Consider the following 16045-nt stretch of genomic DNA (forward strand, 5'->3'; position numbering starts at 1 on the left):
CATGACGTTCGCCCTCCCGAGCGCGCTGAACGGCGTGCTCGCCAGCATCCCGAGCCCTCAGGTCAGCTACATCGACCTGGGTCCGCTGCGCATCCACTTCTACGCGCTGTGCATCATCGCCGGCATCATCGCCGCAGTGCTGCTGACGAACTGGCGCCTCACGCGGCGCGGCGCCGAGCCGTGGGTCGTCATCGACATCTCGCTCATCGCCGTCCCGCTCGCGATCATCGGCGCGCGGATCTACCACGTGCTCACGCACCCCGGCTTCTACTTCGGTCCCGGCACGGACATCTGGGCGGTCTTCCGCATCTGGGAGGGCGGCATCGCGATCTACGGCGCCCTCATCGGCGGGGCGATCGGCGCCTATCTCGGCTGCCGGTGGACCGGCATCCGCTTCTGGACCTTCGCCGATGCGCTCGCGCCGGGCCTGCTGCTCGCCCAGGCCATGGGACGCTTCGGCAACTGGTTCAACCAGGAGCTGTTCGGACTCCCGACGGATCTGCCCTGGGGTCTGCAGATCGACGATGACATCGCCCAGAAGCTCGCGCCGGGTCTCGCGCCGGGCACGCTCTTCCACCCGACGTTCCTGTACGAGGTGATCTGGAACACCCTCGGCGTGCTCTTCCTGCTGTGGGTGGGCAAGCGGTTCACGCTGCAGTGGGGACGCCTGTTCGGCATCTACCTCGTCTGGTACAGCGGCGGCCGGATCCTGTGGGAGAACATCCGCATCGATCCCAGCGAGATCATCCTGGGCCTGCGCAGCAACGTCTGGGCCGCGATCTTCGGCGTGATCCTCGGTCTTGCCATCTACTTCGTCCAGGGGCGACGTCACCCCGGCTACGAGCCCTCGCCCTATGTGCCCGGCAGAGAGTGGCAGCGCCCGGGCACGGTACAATCGGAGGACAGCGGCGAGTTCGTCGACGTCAGCGAACCACCGACGGCCGAACCGACCGAGGGCACAGCGACAAGCACCGCCACAAGCACCGCTACCAGCACAGCCGTTTCGAAGTAGCGCTCCACGCAGCGCCCCACCCCGCGGTGGAACTTCAGCTTCCGCACTTCAGGGCCGACGTCGTCCCATCTTGAGCATCAATGTGAGGACGGTAGGTATGGCTTCGAGCCCCCGTTCCGGCGACGCCGAACACGCTTTCGGCGCGTTGCCCCCCAAGCAGGGGATGTACAACCCTGCCTTCGAGAAGGACGCCTGCGGCCTGGCGATGGTGGCGACCCTGCGCGGGGAAGCCGGGCACGACATCATCGACCTCGCGCTGACGGCGCTGCGCAACCTCGAGCACCGCGGCGCCATCGGGTCGGATGCCGGAACCGGCGACGGTGCCGGGATCCTCACGCAGATGCCGGACGCGTTCCTGCGCGCCGTCGTCGATTTCGAGCTGCCCCCGGTCGGCGAGTATGCCGCCGGCATGATCTTCCTGCCCCGCGACGACGAGCGCCGCGCGGCCGAGAAAGCCGGCATCGAGCAGATCGCGGCGAGCGAGAACCTCGTGCTCCTCGGCTGGCGCGACGTGCCGACGGCCGATGAGAACCTGGGCAAGCTGGCCTTCGACGCGCGCCCCGTCTTCGAGCAGCTGTTCGTCTCCCGTCCCGCCGTGGGCGACGCGCCGGCCCTGTCGGGCATCGAGCTGGACCGCCGCGTGTTCCGTCTGCGCAAGCGCGCCCGCACCGAGCTGGGTGCGTACATCGTGTCGCTGTCCTCCCGCACCATCGGCTACAAGGGCATGGTCACCACGCTGCAGCTCGAGCCGTTCTACCCCGACCTGCAGGACGAGCGGTTCGCCTCCGAGCTGGCCGTGGTGCACTCGCGCTACTCCACCAACACCTTCCCGTCGTGGCCGCTCGCACAGCCGCTTCGCATGCTCGCCCACAACGGCGAGATCAACACCGTCAACGGCAACCGCAACTGGATGCGGGCGCGTCAGTCCCAGCTCGAGTCCGAGCTGCTCGGCGACATCCGCCCGCTGCTGCCCATCTGCACCGAAGGCGCGAGCGACTCCGCGTCGTTCGACGAGGTGCTGGAGCTGCTCACCCTGACCGGGCGCAGCCTGCCGCACGCGATCATGATGATGGTGCCCGAGGCCTATGAGAAGCAGTCGGACGTCGACCCGAAGCTGCGGGCGTTCTACGACTACCACTCCATGCAGATGGAGCCCTGGGACGGCCCGGCCGCGCTGATCTTCACCGACGGCACGCTGGTCGGAGCCACGCTCGACCGCAACGGCCTGCGTCCCGGACGCTGGACCGAGACGACCGACGGCCTGATCGTGATCGGCAGCGAGACGGGAGTGCTGGACTTCGCACCCGAGCGCATCAAGCGCCGGGGACGGCTCCGCCCGGGGCGCATGTTCCTCGTGGACACCGCCCAGCGCCGCATCGTCGAAGAGGACGAGATCAAGGCCCAGCTGGCCGACCTGGAGCCGTGGCAGGAGTGGCTGGATGCGGGCACCGTCCGGCTGGCCGATCTTCCGGAGCGCGAGCACATCGTGCACCCCATCGCCTCGATCACGAGGCGGCAGCGCACCTTCGGGTACACCGAGGAGGAAGTGCGCATCCTGCTGACCCCGATGGGTCAGAACGGCGCCGAGCCCCTCGGGGCCATGGGCTCGGACACCCCGGTGGCCGTGCTGAGCGAGCGCCCGCGCCTGCTGTTCGACTACTTCACGCAGCAGTTCGCCCAGGTCACCAACCCTCCGCTGGACTCCATCCGCGAAGAGGTCGTCACCTCCCTCGCCCTCGGGCTCGGGCCCGAGCGCAACCTGCTCAGCTGGGGAGCCGACCACGCCCGATCGGTGACGCTGGATTTCCCGGTGATCGACAACGACGAGCTGGCCAAGATCCAGCACATCGACACCGCCCTGCCGGGTCGATCGTCGGTGACGATCCGCGGCCTGTACCGGGTCGAGGCCGGGCACAAGGGCATGCAGAAGCGCATCGCCCAGATGTGCGCCGAGGTGGACGAGGCGATCGAGGACGGCGCCGAGTTCATCGTTCTCAGCGACCGCGACTCCAACAAGGACCTCGCGCCGATCCCGTCGCTGCTCATGCTCGCCGCCGTGCACCACCACCTCATCCGCAACGAGACGCGCATGAAGTGCGGTCTGGTGGTCGAGGCGGGCGACGTCCGCGAAGTGCATCACGTCGCGACTCTCATCGGCTACGGCGCCTCCGCCGTGAACCCCTACCTGGCGATGGAGACCGCCGAGTACCTCGTGCGTGCGGGCTACATCACCGGCATCACGCCCGAGAAGGCCGTCAAGAACCTGATCTACGCGCTCGGCAAGGGCGTGCTGAAGATCATGTCCAAGATGGGCATCTCGACGGTGTCCTCCTACGCCGGCGCCCAGGTGTTCGAGGCCGTGGGCCTCGCCCAGGACTTCGTCGACGCCTACTTCACCGGAACCGAGACCAAGCTCGGCGGGGTCGCGCTGGATGTCATCGCTGCCGAGAACGCGGCGCGTCACGCGTACGCCTACCCTGAGGACGCGGCGGTGCGCGCCCACGAGCGGCTGTGGACCGGCGGCGAGTACCAGTGGCGTCGCGACGGGTCGCCGCACCTGTTCAACCCCGAGACCGTCTTCCGGCTGCAGCACGCCACGCGCACGCGCCGGTACGACATCTTCCGCGAGTACACCAGGCTCGTGGATGACCAGGCGTCGCAGCTCAAGACGCTGCGCGGTCTGTTCGCGCTCCGCTCCGGACTGCGCAAGCCCGTGCCGCTGGACGAGGTCGAGTCCGTCGCCTCGATCGTGAAGCGCTTCTCCACCGGTGCGATGAGCTACGGCTCGATCTCGAAAGAGGCGCACGAGACGCTGGCGATCGCGATGAACCGCCTCGGCGGAAAGTCCAACACGGGCGAGGGCGGCGAGGACGTCGACCGGCTGCTGGACCCCGAGCGCCGGAGCGCCATCAAGCAGGTCGCCTCGGGGCGCTTCGGCGTCACGAGCCTGTACCTGACCAAGGCCGACGACATCCAGATCAAGCTCGCCCAGGGCGCCAAGCCGGGGGAGGGCGGTCAGCTGCCGCCCACGAAGGTCTACCCGTGGGTCGCGCGCACCCGGCACGCGACCGCCGGCGTCGGTCTCATCTCGCCGCCGCCGCACCACGACATCTACTCGATCGAAGACCTCAAGCAGCTGATCTTCGACCTCAAGCGCGCCAATCCCGACGCGCGCGTGCACGTCAAGCTCGTCAGCCAGTCCGGAATCGGCGCCGTCGCGGCCGGGACGGCGAAAGCTCTCGCCGACGTCATTCTCGTGTCGGGTCACGACGGCGGCACCGGCGCGAGCCCGCTCAACTCGCTCAAGCACGCCGGGACGCCGTGGGAACTCGGCCTGGCCGAGACGCAGCAGACGCTCATGCTCAACGGCATGCGCGACCGGGTGGTCGTCCAGGTCGACGGTCAGCTCAAGACCGGCCGCGACGTCATGATCGGCGCGCTCCTCGGGGCTGAGGAGTTCGGCTTCGCGACGGCCCCTCTCGTGGTGTCCGGCTGCATCATGATGCGCGTCTGCCACCTCGACACCTGCCCGGTCGGCGTCGCGACGCAGAACCCTGTGCTCCGGCAGCGATTCAACGGCAAGCCCGAGTTCGTGATCAACTTCATGGAGTTCATCGCCGAAGAGGTGCGCGAGTACCTCGCCGAGCTGGGCTTCCGCTCGCTGGATGAGGCCATCGGCCGCCACGAGTTCCTCGACATCAACGGCGCCGTGGAGCACTGGAAGACGAGTGGGCTCGACTTGGCGCCGATCCTGACCGGCCCGGCGTTCGGCGAAGAGCAGGCGCGGCGCAACACGCGGCCGCAGAAGCACGAGCTCGACGAGCACTTCGATGTTCCGCTCATCGACGCCGCCCGCGACGTGATCGCCCACAGCGGCACGATCTCGTTCGACCTGCCGATCCGCAACACCGAACGGGCGGTCGGCACGATGCTCGGACACGCCGTCACCGTGGTGCACGGCGAGAACGGGATGCCGGCCGGCTCGATCGTCGTCAACCTCACCGGTTCGGCGGGCCAGTCCTTCGGAGCCTTCATGCCATCGGGCATCACCCTGCGCCTCGAGGGCGACTCCAACGACTATGTCGGCAAGGGGCTCTCGGGCGGGCAGATCGTGGTCCGCCCGCCGCGGGGGGCGACCTTCGACGCGTCGCAGAACGTCATCGCCGGCAACGTGATCGGCTACGGCGCCACGCAGGGGACCATGTTCCTGCGCGGCGCGGTGGGGGAGCGCTTCTTCGTGCGCAACTCGGGTGCGACCGCGGTCGTCGAGAGCGTCGGCGACCACGCCCTGGAGTACATGACCGGCGGTCTCGCGGTGATCCTCGGCGCCACGGGTCGCAACCTGGGCGCCGGCATGTCGGGCGGCACGGCGTACATCTACAAGCTGGACCCCACGCTCGTCAACCGCGAGGCGCTGGCCAGCGGCGAACTGGAACTCGGCGAGCTCGGATCCGGCGACGCGGAGATCCTGCGCGATCTGCTCGAGCAGCATCTCGCCGAGACCGATTCCACCCTCGCGGCATCCCTGCTGGAGGACTTCGACGACGAACTGGCGAACTTCGTCCGCGTCATGCCCCGCGACTACGCCGCCGTTCTGCTGACCCGCCAGGAGGCGGTCGCGGAGGGGCTCGACCCCGACGGCGACGTCGTCTGGACCCGCATCCTGGAGGTGACCGGTGGCTGACCCGAAGGGCTTCCTCAAGGTGACGGACCGCGAGCTTCCGCCTCGGCGTCCGGTGCCCGTGCGCATCATGGACTGGAAAGAGGTGTACGAGCCGGGCGACTCGGCCGTGCTGCGCCGCCAGGCCGGCCGGTGCATGGACTGCGGCATCCCGTTCTGCCATCAGGGCTGCCCGCTGGGCAACCTGATCCCCGAGTGGAACGACCTCACCTGGCGGGGCGAAGGCCGCTCGGCGATCGAGCGCCTGCACTCGACGAACAACTTCCCGGAGTTCACCGGACGCCTGTGCCCGGCGCCCTGCGAAAGCTCGTGCGTCCTGGGCATCAACCAGCCGGCCGTGACGATCAAGCAGATCGAAGTCTCCATCATCGACGAGGCGTTCGCCAACGGCTGGGTCGAACCGGAGCCGCCCGGGCGCCTGACCGGCAAGACGGTCGCCGTCGTCGGCTCCGGCCCCGCCGGTCTCGCCGCCGCGCAGCAGCTCACCCGTGCCGGACACACCGTCGCCGTCTTCGAGAGGGACGATCGCATCGGCGGGCTGCTGCGGTACGGCATCCCCGACTTCAAGATGGAGAAGCGCCACCTCGAGTACCGCCTGCGCCAGATGCAGGACGAGGGCACGCGCTTCCGCGCCGGTGTCGAGATCGGCAAGGACATCTCGTGGAGCGACCTGCGCGCCCGATACGACGCCGTCGTGATCGCCACCGGAGCCACCCTGCCCCGAGAGCTGGCCATTCCCGGCCGCGACCTCGCCGGGGTCCACTTCGCGATGGAGTACCTGGTCGAATCCAACAAGGCGCTCGCGGGCGACGCGGTGCCCAGCCAGATCACCGCCGAGGGCAAGCACGTCGTCGTGATCGGCGGCGGTGACACCGGCGCCGACTGCATCGGCACCGCGCACCGCCACGGCGCGCTCAGCGTGACGAACCTCGCGATCGGCAAGCAGCCGCCCGGGACCCGTCCGGACAACCAGCCGTGGCCGATGGCCCCGCTCGTGTTCGAGGTCTCATCCGCCCACGAGGAGGGCGGCGAGCGCGCCTACCTCGCCTCCACCGTCGAGTTCCTCGGGAACGAGGCGGGCGAAGTGCGCGCACTGCGCGTGGCGGAGACCGAATTCGTCGACGGCCGCCGCGTCCCCAAGAGCGGCACCGAGCGCGAGATCCCCGCCGACCTCGTCCTGATCGCCATGGGCTTCACAGGGCCCGAGCGCACGCACCTCGAGGACCAGCTCGGCGCGCAGTTCACCTCGCGAGGCGCCGTCGAGCGCGACGACGTCTTCCAGACCACAGCGCCGGGCGTTTTCGTGGCCGGCGACGCCGGCCGGGGACAGTCGCTCATCGTGTGGGCGATCGCGGAGGGACGCGCCGCGGCCGCGCACGTCGACCAGTACCTCATGGGCGAGACCTCGCTGCCCGCGCCGGTGCGTCCCACCGATGTCGCGATCGGTCTGCAGCCCGCGTAGGCTGGCCGCGGCTCTTCTGCCAAACCCCCTCGAACAGCACGGAGCATATTCACGATGAGACGCGCCAAGATCGTCGCCACCTTGGGACCCGCCACCTCGACCTACGAACAGGTGCGCGCCATCATCGAGGCCGGCGTCGACGTCGCTCGCATGAACCTCAGCCACGGGGACTACGCCGTTCACGAGACCAACTTCGCGAACGTGCGCAAGGCCGCCGACGACGCGGGTCGTCCCGTGGCCGTGCTGGTCGACCTGCAGGGACCGAAGATCCGGCTCGGCAAGTTCGCCGATGGACCGCACGATCTCGCCGAGGGCGACATCTTCAAGATCACCACCGACGACATCGCCGGCACGAAGGAGATCGTCTCCACGACCTTCAAGGGGCTCCCCGCCGACGTCAATCCGGGGGACTTCCTCCTGATCGACGACGGCAAGGTCCGCGTCGAGGTCGTCGAGGTGGAGGGACCGGTGGTCACGACCAAGGTCATCGTCGCCGGCGCGGTCTCGAACAACAAGGGCATCAACCTGCCCGGGGTCGCGGTCAACGTGCCGGCGCTCTCCGAGAAGGACGAAGCCGATCTGCGCTGGGGCCTGCGCATCGGGGCCGACCTGATCGCCCTGTCGTTCGTGCGCAGCGCGAAGGACGTGCAGCGCGTGCACGTCATCATGGCCGAAGAGGGCCGTCACGTGCCCGTGATCGCCAAGATCGAAAAGCCCCAGGCGGTCGAGAACCTCGAGGAGATCATCGACGCGTTCGACGGCATCATGGTCGCCCGTGGCGACCTGGGCGTCGAGCTTCCCCTCGAGGCTGTCCCGATCGTGCAGAAGCGGGCCGTCGAGCTCTGCCGCCGCATGGCCAAGCCGGTCATCGTCGCCACGCAGATGCTCGAGTCGATGATCGACAACCCGGTGCCCACGCGCGCCGAGACCAGCGACGTCGCCAATGCCGTGCTCGACGGCGCCGACGCCGTCATGCTGTCGGGCGAGACCAGCGTGGGCAAGTACCCGGTCGTCGTCGTGGAGACCATGGCGCGCATCATCGCCTCGACGGAGGACCACGGCCTGGAGCGCATCGCCCCGCTGACGACGAAGCCGCGCACGCAGGGCGGAGCGATCACCCTGGCCGCCATGGAGGTCGCGGATTTCGTCGAGGCCAAGTACCTCTGCATCTTCACCGAGTCCGGCGACACGGCGCGGCGCATGTCGCGCCTGCGTCCGAAGATCCCCATGATCGGCTTCGCCACCGAGCCCGCGATCCGTCGGCGCATGGCGCTCACCTGGGGTGTGCAGTCGGCACTGGTCGAGCACGTGGCTCACACGGACCGAATGTTCATCCAGGTCGATGACTTCTTCCTCGCCAATGACCTCGCGAAGGTCGGCGACAAGGTCGTCGTCATCTCCGGTTCCCCTCCCGGAATCGTCGGATCGACCAACGACATCCGCATCCACAAGATCGGCGATGCGGTGCACGGCAAAGCGCCGATCTACCAGTCCCGGGACTAGCCGCGACGCCGCGACGCCGTAACGCGCGAAATGGTCGCGCTCGCTATGCTGAGCGCGACCATTCCCTTCGACGGAGGTGCCCATGATCGGGTTCGGCGACTTTTTCTGGTATCTGCTGTGGATCTTCTACTTCACGGTCTACATCTTCATGGTCTTCCTGATCATCAGCGACCTCTTCCGCGACCACAAGCTCAACGGCTGGTGGAAGGCGGTGTGGATCATCTTCCTGATCTTCATGCCGTTCCTGACTGCCCTCGTCTACGTCATCGCCCGCGGCCGCGGCATGGCCGAGCGCGCAGCGATCGCCCGAGGCGGCGGGACCGCGCCGGAGGCCGACGACTACCGTCCGTCCGCGTCGTCGACGCCCGCGGCCGACATCGCGCAGGCCAAGGCGCTGCTGGATGCCGGAACCATCAGTCAAGGCGAGTACGAGGCGCTCAAGAGCAAGGCGCTCGGACACCAGTACTTCGGGGCCTAGCGGGATGACGGCCGCGGAGCACGGGGAGTCCGCGCAGACTGCGGCCGAGAGCACGGAGCATCGCCCCGGCCGGCGCGTGCACTGGCTGGAGCTGTTCTTCGATCTGGTGCTCGTGGCCTACATCGGGCAGGTCGCGCACACGATGCACGGCGATCCCACGTGGGTCGACGCGCTGGGCTTCTTCGCCCTCCTGGCGGCAGCCTGGTGGGCGTGGGTCAACGCGACCGTGACGATGAACCTGTTCGGCGCGCGGATCACTCCGTCGATCTGGATCGCCGTGACGATCGCGATGATGTCGGTCGGGGTGATGGCGGCCGCCGTGCCGGGCGCATTCACGGACCGCGCGGCCGCCTTCGCGATCGGCAACGCCGTGATCCGTCTCGTCTGGGCGATCCCGTGGTTCGCCAAGCGGAGGATCACCGGCATCCCGTGGTGGCGGCCGGTTCTGTACTGCCTCATTCCGGCGTCCCTGTGGCTCGTCTCGGCGGCGGTGGCCCCGCCGTGGCAGTTCGCGCTCTGGGCCATCGCGATCGCCATCGAGGTCGTGCTGCTCGGCTTCCTGGGCGGACAGGCGGGCTGGCTGCGCGAGAACATCGACATCGACCACATCGTCGAGCGGGTCGGACTGCTGGTCGTGATCGTCTTCGGCGAGTCGATCCTCGCCATCATCGCCGAGCTCGACGCCCACTGGGCACCGGCGCCCGCCGTCACGGCCGTCCTGGCCTTCGCCGCCGTCTCGATGCTGGCGTGGATCTTCTTCGGCTACGCCACGGCCGCCGTGGAGCGGGGCCTGCGACGCCTGCAGCTGCGGGGGAGCATCGGCGGGCTCCGCGACACCGTCATGTACCTGCCGTTCGTGCTCATCTCCGGAATCGTGCTGTTCGCATCGGCGCTCGGCACGGCTGTGGCGGAGACCGGCCACCACCTTCCCGTCGGTGCTGCCGTCTGCCTCGCCGCGGGCATCAGCCTGTTCTTCGTCGCCAGCACCGCCGAGTCGCTGCGGTACGGCGCGCCCCTGCGCGACGTCGTGCTGTGGGGCCCCGCCGGCATCGTCCTCCCGTGGCTGCTCGTGCCGTTGGCGGAGATCGTCGGCGCAGAGACCGTGGTCGCCGCATGCGTCGGCCTCATCGCGCTGTTCGTCGCCCTCAACGAGATCAACGTGCGGCGCATGCGCGCGGCTGGACTCAGCTCTGCCGCCTGATCAGGGTGTGCCCGTGAGGATGCCACCCGCCCGCACCGCCTCCAGGGAGAGCACCTTGTACCCCCGGTCGGCGAAGAACACCGTGAGGCGATCGTCCTCGACGTCCACGACGCTTCCCGAACCCCACACGACGTGCTCGACGGACGCCCCGGTCGGGAAAACGGCGCCCTCGGCACCGTCGGCGATCTCCTCGGCGGTCCCGGCGCGACAGGTGTCGCAATTTCCGCACGCGCGCGGCAGCTCCTCACCGAAATAGCCCAGAAGCGTCCGCCGACGGCAGTCCCTGGTCTCGGCGTAGCGGCGCATCACCTCGATCCGGGACTCCTCGATGCGCTCGCGGCGCTCCGCGGCGTCCACCGCCGCCTCCACCGCCTCGCGGGCGGATGCGCCGGCGATGGCGACCGCCCCCCGACGGCCCAGACGGACGCAGCCGCCCTCGACGAGCTGATTGACCGCTGCGGTGGCGCTTCGTGAAGACATCCCCGTCCTCTCACCGATGTCGCGGCTGCGGAGCGCGCCGGCTGCCGTCTGCAGCGCGACGTAGACGGCGGTGAGCCGCTCCGGATCCGGAGTCCGGGCGGCGAAGTACCTGCGCAGCCCGAGATCCTCGGGACGATAGAAGAGGACCGCTGACGACGCCTCGCCGTCCCGCCCCGCGCGACCCACCTGCTGGTAGTACGCGTCGAGGGACTCGGGCGCGGCGGTGTGAACGACGAACCGGACGTCCGGCTTGTCGATGCCCATGCCGAAGGCGTTCGTCGCCACGACGACGTCGGCGGTTCCCTCCGAGAACGCCTCGTGCACCCGGGCGCGCTCCCGTGCCGACAGACCTGCGTGGTACACCTCGGAGCTCATTCCCCGGGCCGCGAACTGCGCACCGTACTGCTCGGCCTCGCGACGGGTGGCCGTGTACACCAGCCCCGGGCGAGGAAGCGCCGGCACCAGTTCGAGGATCGCGTCTCGCTTGTCGGTGGGGGAGTTCTCGCGTCGCACCTCCAGGTCGATGTTGGGGCGGTCGACTCCCCGCACCACGACCAGGGGGTCGCGCAGCTGCAGGCGCTGAACGATCTCGGCGCGCACCGGGGCGGCTCCCGTGGCGGTCAGTGCCACAGTGGTGCGAGCGCCGATGCGGTGACGCGCGTCCGCCAGGCGGAGATAGTCCGGCCGGAAGTCGTGTCCCCAGCTCGCGACGCAGTGAGCCTCGTCCACGACGAACAGCGAGACGTCCAGACGTTTCAGGCGCTGTACCACCTCGTCGTTGGCCAGCTGTTCGGGGGCGAGGAACACGAATCGGGCCGAGCCATCGGCCAGAGACGTCCACGCCGCCTCGGATGCCCGCTCGCCCAGGGTCGAGTTGATCGCCACCGCACCCGGGGCGGCATCGTGTTCACGGAGCTGGTCGAGCTGATCGGACTGGAGCGCGATCAGCGGCGAGACGACCACCGTGACCCCCGGCATCATCGTGCCGGCGAGCTGGTACACGGCCGACTTGCCGGCGCCGGTCGGCAGAACCGCGATGACGTCTCTGCCCCGCAGCAGCGCGGCCACCGCCGGCTCCTGTCCGTCGCGCAGGCCGGCCCAGCCGAAGATGTCCCTCGCGGTCTCGGTGATCGCTGAATCGGGCACGGGCACTCCTCTCCACGCCGCGACCACGCGACGGCAGAGGCCATCCTGCCGAGCCGTTCCGCGGGAGGGCGCGGGGCTTGACAGCGACACCCGCCGTCCGGACCCGCCCGCCGGCCATTGGGCTTCGAGTCCCACCACCGCCGGTACGAGTGAGAGGGCCGGCCCCTGACGGGGTCAGCCCTCTCACTCGTACCGGTGGTGGGACTCGAACCCACATGCCCTTTCGGGCAAAGCATTTTGAGTGCTCCGCGTCTGCCATTCCGCCACACCGGCCCCGGCACGTCCGCGAACGACCATACCGTAGGATTGCAGCTGTGACTGAGCAAGAGCAGGCCACTGGGTCTCCGGCATCCACGCCCCGACGAGTCGTCGTTGCGGAGGATGAATCGCTGATCCGCCTCGACATCGTCGAGATCCTGCGCGACAACGGCTTCGACGTGGTCGGCGAGGCGGGCGACGGTGAGACGGCTGTGCAGCTGGCCACCGAGCTGCGCCCCGACCTGGTCATCATGGACGTCAAGATGCCGCAGCTGGACGGCATCTCGGCTGCCGAGAAGCTCAGCAAGAACCACATCGCCCCGGTCGTGCTGCTGACGGCGTTCAGCCAGAAGGAACTGGTCGAGCGCGCGAGCGAAGCAGGTGCGCTGGCGTACGTCGTCAAGCCGTTCACCCCCAACGACCTGCTCCCGGCGATCGAGATCGCCCTGGCGCGCTACGAGCAGATCATCACGCTCGAGGCCGAGGTCGCCGACATGGTCGAGCGCTTCGAGACCCGCAAGCTCGTGGATCGTGCCAAGGGCCTCCTCAACGAGAAGATGGGCCTGACCGAGCCGGAGGCGTTCCGCTGGATCCAGAAGGCATCCATGGACCGCCGCCTCACGATGCAGGACGTCGCCAAGGCGATCATCGAGCAGCTCGCGCCCAAGAAGGCCTGAACCGACTCAGTTCCGCGGCATGTCCTTGATCATGTTGGTGATCCGGATCGTGGACAGCCGGCGACCCTGATCGTCGCTGACGGCGATCTCGTGCACCGTCATGCTGCGACCCAGGTGGATCGGCGTGCACACGCCCGTCACCAGGCCCGAGGTGGCCGAGCGCGTGTGGGTGGCGTTGATGTCCACGCCGACCGCCAGGCGGCCGGGCCCTGCATGCAGGTTCGCGGCCATCGATCCGAGCGATTCGGCCAGGACGACATAGGCGCCCCCGTGCATGAGACCGACGGGCTGGGTGTTGCCCTCGACGGGCATCGTCGCCACCGCCCGCTGCACCGTGAACTCCTCGAACCGCATCCCCATCTTCTCTGCGAGCGCCCCCATGCCGCGTCGCGCAGCCCAGATCAGGCCGTTCTCTTCGATGGGGGCAGTCTCGGTCATGGCTCGCTTCCGGTGGCAGGAAAGGGCGTCCGAAGCCCTCACTAAGCTTGCAGGGTGACGGACTCCGCAAAGCCTACCCTTCTGGTCGTGGACGGCCATTCGCTGGCGTACCGGGCGTTCTTCGCCCTCCCGGTCGACAATTTCTCGACGAAGGACGGCCAGCACACGAACGGCATCTACGGGTTCCTCTCGATGCTGATCAACCTGATCAAGGCCGAGAAGCCGACTCACATGGCCGTCGCGTTCGACACTTCCCGACAGTCCTTCCGCACGCGGGAGTACACCGAGTACAAGGCGAACCGCTCCGAGTCGCCGAGCGAGTTCAAGGGTCAGATCCCGCTCCTGCAGGACTGTCTGGCGGCGATGAGCATCACCGTGCTGCAGAAGGAGGACTTCGAGGCCGACGACATCCTGGCCACCCTCGCCACCCAGGGTGCCGAGCAGGGCTACGACGTTCTGGTGTGCTCGGGCGACCGCGACACCATTCAGCTCGTCGACGAGGACATCACCCTGCTGTACCCGAACGTGCAGGGGGTGTCCCAGCTCAAGCGCTACGACACCGCCGCGGTGATCGAACGGTACGGTGTCCGGCCCGAGCAGTATCCCGACATCGCGGCGCTCGTGGGCGAGACCAGCGACAACCTTCCGGGCGTGCCGAAGGTGGGGGAGAAGACGGCCGTGAAGTGGCTCGGCCAGTTCGGCTCGCTCGACGCGCTCCTCGAGAACGCCGACAAGATCGGGGGAGTGGTCGGCGGCAATCTGCGCGATCACCTCGACGACGTGCGCCGCAACCGCACCCTGAACCGCCTGCTGCGCGACGTCGAGCTCCCGGTGACGATCAGCGACCTCGAGGTGCAGCCGATGGACGCCCAGGCCGTGCGCGACATCTTCGCCCGGCTGGAGTTCAAGACGCTGATTCCCCGGGTGGCCGAGCTGGCCGGCATCGAGCAGCAGATGGCGTCGATCTCGGCCGCTGCGGCCGTCGCCGCGCCGGTCCCCACCGAGCCCGCCCCGGACGAGCTGGCTGCCTGGCTGACCGCGAGCGCCGACGAGGTCGGGGTCACCGTCGTCATCGAAGGCGGCCTGCCCGCGCGAGTCGGCTTCGCCCGGGGCAACACGGCCGTCGAGGCGGGCTGGACGCCCGAGGTGGCGGCATCCCTCACCCCCTGGCTGAGCTCGGACGCCCCCAAGGTCTTCAGCGACGCCAAGCTGCAGGTCAAGGCGCTGCGCCGGGCCGGCGTCGCGCTCGGCGGGCTCGCGTTCGACACGATCGTGACGGGATGGCTGCTGCGGCCGAGCTTCCCGGACAAGACGCTGGCGCACCTGGTGGATCGGTACCTGGACGAGAAGCTCCCCGAGGCCGATCCGACCCAGCTCGTGCCCGAGACCGAGGGCGCGACACCCGGACAACTGTCGTGGTTCACGCTGCGGGTCACGGCGGCGCTGCGCACCGAGCTGGCAGCCTCCGTGTCGGCGGTGCTCACCGACGTCGAGCTGCCGACGCTGCTGACCCTGGCCGACATGGAACTGGCAGGGGTCGCCGTCTCGCACGAGAAGCTCTCCGAGTTCTCGACCGAGCTCGGTCTTCGCGCGGACGCACTCGCCCAGGACGCGTACGCGGCCATCGGACGCGAAGTGAATCTGGGCTCGCCGAAGCAGCTGCAGGAGGTCCTGTTCGAAGAGCTGCAGCTTCCGAAGACGCGCAAGACCAAGACCGGATACTCCACGGACGCCGCCGTGCTGGCCGACCTTCAAGACTCCAACCCGCACCCGTTCCTGGACCTTCTCCTCCAGCACCGGGAGGCCACGAAGCTGCGCCAGATCATCGAGTCCCTCGACACGGCCATCGCCGCCGACGGGCGGATCCGAACGACCTACGTGCAGACGGGAAGCCAGACCGGGCGCCTCTCCAGCACCGACCCCAATCTGCAGAACATCCCCGTGCGCACCGAGGAGAGCAGGCGCATCCGCTCGGCCTTCCAGGTGGGCGAGGGCTACGAGACGCTGCTGACCGCCGACTATTCGCAGATCGAGATGCGCATCATGGCGCACCTGTCCGAGGATCCGGGGCTGATCGAGGCGTTCAACTCGGGCGAGGACCTCCACCGCTTCGTCGGCGCGCGCGTGTTCGGCGTCGACCCGCAGGATGTGACCTCGGCCATGCGCACCAAGGTCAAGGCGATGTCGTACGGACTGGTCTACGGACTGTCCGCCTTCGGCCTGTCCAAGCAGCTGCGCATCGAGCAGACCGAGGCCAAGCAGCTCATGATGGAGTACTTCCACCGCTTCGGCGCCGTGCGCGACTATCTGCGCTCCTCGGTGCAGCAGGCCAAGATCGACGGGTACACCGAGACGATCTTCGGACGGCGGCGGCCGTTCCCCGATCTGGCCAGCCCCAATCGCGTCCTGCGCGAGAACGCGGAACGAGCCGCTCTCAATGCGCCGATCCAGGGCAGCGCCGCCGACATCATGAAGATCGCGCTGTTCCACATCCACGACGACTTCGCCAGCCGGCAGCTGCGCTCGCGCGTGCTCATGCAGATCCACGACGAGCTCGTGATCGAGGTTGCTCCGGGGGAGTGGGACGCCGCTGAGCGCGTCGTGCGGGAGCGGATGGGCGATGCCGCCGAGCTCGCGGTACCGCTGGACGTGCAGATCGGCCGCGGCCAGGACTGGAACGAAGCCGCGCACTGAGGGTGTCGGCGGAAC

Annotated in this window: 10 protein-coding genes and 1 tRNA gene; 8 read left to right on the top strand and 3 right to left on the bottom strand. The window is 68.8% G+C overall.

The genetic code is table 11. The annotated features are described in order from the left end of the window. The first annotated feature begins 1 nt into the window (after position 1). From lgt to RWQ91_RS02360, 6 genes are all read left to right on the top strand, one after another. A complete protein-coding gene (gene lgt / locus RWQ91_RS02335; protein ID WP_314502411.1) occupies positions 2-1012 on the top strand; it encodes a prolipoprotein diacylglyceryl transferase in 1011 nt (336 codons plus the stop codon). 97 nt (positions 1013-1109) lie between these two features. Next, entirely contained in the window at positions 1110-5696 is a 4587-nt protein-coding gene (gene gltB, locus RWQ91_RS02340; protein ID WP_314502412.1) for a glutamate synthase large subunit, read from the top strand. Continuing rightward, positions 5689-7155 carry a glutamate synthase subunit beta gene (locus RWQ91_RS02345; RefSeq protein ID WP_314502413.1) on the top strand — a complete coding sequence of 489 codons (1467 nt, stop codon included), beginning with the start codon at positions 5689-5691 and terminating at the stop codon, positions 7153-7155. Before gltB ends, RWQ91_RS02345 begins: the two co-directional genes overlap by 8 nt. 54 nt (positions 7156-7209) lie before the next feature. Continuing rightward, positions 7210-8658: a pyruvate kinase gene (gene pyk / locus RWQ91_RS02350; protein ID WP_314502414.1), complete on the top strand. Its 1449-nt coding sequence runs from the start codon at positions 7210-7212 to the stop codon at positions 8656-8658. An 82-nt stretch (positions 8659-8740) separates the two neighbouring features. Then, entirely contained in the window at positions 8741-9136 is a 396-nt protein-coding gene (locus tag RWQ91_RS02355; RefSeq protein WP_314502415.1) for a PLDc N-terminal domain-containing protein, read from the top strand. A gap of 4 nt (positions 9137-9140) precedes the next feature. After that, entirely contained in the window at positions 9141-10337 is a 1197-nt protein-coding gene (locus RWQ91_RS02360) for a low temperature requirement protein A (RefSeq protein ID WP_314502416.1), read from the top strand. On the opposite strand, the gene RWQ91_RS02365 is transcribed toward RWQ91_RS02360, so the two are convergent. Together RWQ91_RS02365 and RWQ91_RS02370 are read right to left on the bottom strand one after the other, a co-directional pair. Further along, positions 10338-11963 carry a RecQ family ATP-dependent DNA helicase gene (locus tag RWQ91_RS02365; RefSeq protein WP_314502417.1) on the bottom strand — a complete coding sequence of 542 codons (1626 nt, stop codon included), beginning with the start codon at positions 11961-11963 and terminating at the stop codon, positions 10338-10340. Between the two features lie 190 nt (positions 11964-12153). Continuing rightward, positions 12154-12236: transfer RNA gene (locus tag RWQ91_RS02370), tRNA-Leu, on the bottom strand. A 41-nt stretch (positions 12237-12277) separates the two neighbouring features. Between RWQ91_RS02370 and RWQ91_RS02375 the strand changes: the two genes are divergently transcribed. Further along, positions 12278-12898 (top strand): response regulator, encoded by a 621-nt coding sequence (locus tag RWQ91_RS02375; RefSeq protein WP_314502418.1) that lies wholly within the window; start codon positions 12278-12280, stop codon positions 12896-12898. Positions 12899-12904: 6 nt separating this feature from the next. On the opposite strand, the gene RWQ91_RS02380 is transcribed toward RWQ91_RS02375, so the two are convergent. Beyond that, the gene (locus RWQ91_RS02380; protein ID WP_314502419.1) at positions 12905-13336 is read right to left on the bottom strand and encodes a hotdog fold thioesterase; all 432 of its coding nucleotides are present in this window, start codon (positions 13334-13336) and stop codon (positions 12905-12907) included. A gap of 54 nt (positions 13337-13390) precedes the next feature. Between RWQ91_RS02380 and polA the strand changes: the two genes are divergently transcribed. Beyond that, positions 13391-16030 carry a DNA polymerase I gene (polA, locus tag RWQ91_RS02385; RefSeq protein ID WP_314502420.1) on the top strand — a complete coding sequence of 880 codons (2640 nt, stop codon included), beginning with the start codon at positions 13391-13393 and terminating at the stop codon, positions 16028-16030. Positions 16031-16045: the final 15 nt, after the last annotated feature.

Origin of the sequence: uncultured Microbacterium sp. (assembly GCF_963524805.1) — a bacterium.
In the GTDB taxonomy this organism is placed as follows: domain Bacteria; phylum Actinomycetota; class Actinomycetes; order Actinomycetales; family Microbacteriaceae; genus Microbacterium.

Bases quoted from the DNA above. Each gene is read 5' to 3' on its own strand.
- RWQ91_RS02380 (WP_314502419.1), bottom strand. From the start codon at position 13,336: ATGACCGAGACTGCCCCCATCGAAGAGAACGGCCTGATCTGGGCTGCG.
- pyk (WP_314502414.1), top strand. From the start codon at position 7,210: ATGAGACGCGCCAAGATCGTCGCCACCTTGGGACCCGCCACCTCGACC.
- RWQ91_RS02355 (WP_314502415.1), top strand. From the start codon at position 8,741: ATGATCGGGTTCGGCGACTTTTTCTGGTATCTGCTGTGGATCTTCTAC.
- RWQ91_RS02360 (WP_314502416.1), top strand. From the start codon at position 9,141: ATGACGGCCGCGGAGCACGGGGAGTCCGCGCAGACTGCGGCCGAGAGC.
- lgt (WP_314502411.1), top strand. From the start codon at position 2: ATGACGTTCGCCCTCCCGAGCGCGCTGAACGGCGTGCTCGCCAGCATC.
- gltB (WP_314502412.1), top strand. From the start codon at position 1,110: ATGGCTTCGAGCCCCCGTTCCGGCGACGCCGAACACGCTTTCGGCGCG.